Source organism: Armatimonas sp. (genome assembly GCF_031410135.1).
GTDB lineage: Bacteria > Armatimonadota > Armatimonadia > Armatimonadales > Armatimonadaceae > Armatimonas.
Genome location: NZ_JANNYP010000047.1, coordinates 1 through 1,258, shown reverse-complemented (window position 1 = coordinate 1,258; position 1,258 = coordinate 1). Strand labels below are relative to the sequence as shown.

1 protein-coding gene and 1 pseudogene are annotated in these 1,258 nt (G+C 55.6%); one reads left to right on the top strand and one right to left on the bottom strand.

The annotated features are described in order from the left end of the window. Nucleotides 1-107: 107 nt before the first annotated feature. Nucleotides 108-425 carry a hypothetical protein gene (locus RMO15_RS01650; protein WP_309707209.1) on the bottom strand — a complete coding sequence of 106 codons (318 nt, stop codon included), beginning with the start codon at nt 423-425 and terminating at the stop codon, nt 108-110. 72 nt (nt 426-497) lie between these two features. Here RMO15_RS01650 and RMO15_RS01645 point away from each other — a divergent pair. Next, nucleotides 498-1,258 (top strand): annotated as a pseudogene (locus RMO15_RS01645) (beta-xylosidase); the annotation flags it as partial.

Below are 1,258 nucleotides of genomic sequence, written 5' to 3'. Positions count from 1 at the left end.
ATGCTCAACGTCTTGCTGGCAAAGTTCACATCGGCAGATATAGATTTCCCTATTTGGCATGGTTTCTTCACAGTAGAAAATGGAGTGGCTAACTAATCTATTCTACATCAAAGAACTGGAACTTGATTTTGGACGACTACTAAGAGAGCGGCAAGCATCAGTAGCAGTGCAGCGGCTCGTCGCTGGCGTCGCAGAGTCAAAAGTCCGGCGACCAAGCAACAAACGCCCTGGAAAATATTAACTCCTGAGGAGATCAGCGAATACGTGGTCAAGGCTGCATGCGCCATTTGGATCTGGAGACCGCCGATCTGGCCATAGATCCAGAATGTGCCCCAGTACAAAAGCATCGTCGTGGTGATCCACATGCGGTGGTTTTTTACGGTGGTGGGCTCTATTGCCGTTTCTTTTTTCTGTTGGCGTTGCATGCTCATAGGGTATCAGTTCCCCGTAGCCCTGACACGCACACGTGGCTAAGGAATCTTGATAGAATAGCGAGCATGAACGTTGCAATTACCGTGGATGCGGCTAAGAAGCTGGGGCCGCTCAAGCCGATCTGGCGTTTCTTTGGTGCAGACGAGCCCAACTATGCGTATATGCGCGACGGCAAGAAGCTCCTCAAAGAGCTGGGCAAGCTCGGGAAGCCCCAGGTGTTTTTTCGGGCGCACAGCCTGCTGTGCACCGGCGATGGGACGCCCGCGCTGAAGTGGGGGAGCACCAATGCTTACACAGAGGACGCGAGCGGCAACCCGATCTACGACTGGACAATCGTGGATCGTATTTTTCAGATACACGTCAAAAATGGTGTGAAACCCTATGTCCAGATCGGGTTCATGCCCAAGGCACTCTCAGTCAAGCCTGAGCCGTACCAGCACGCGTGGCCTAAAGGCAAGTACGAGGATATCTACACCGGCTGGGCCTACCCGCCCAAGGACTGGGACAAGTGGGGCGAGCTGGTCTACCAGTGGACCGCGCACTGCGTCAAGAAGTACGGCAAGGCGGAAGTCGAGAGCTGGTGGTGGGAGGTCTGGAACGAGGCCAATATTGGCTACTGGCGTGGCACCCCTGAGGAGTGTCGCAAGCTCCATACGATCGCCATTGCGGCGGTGCGCCGTGCGCTGCCCACCGCACGTGTCGGCGGCTCGGATGTGGCAGGGGATGGGGGGCAGTTCCAGCGGGACTTCTTCACCCACTGCCTCAAGAACAACTCCCCGCTGGACTTTGTGAGTTTCCATGCCAAAGGCGCACCGACGTTTCTGGA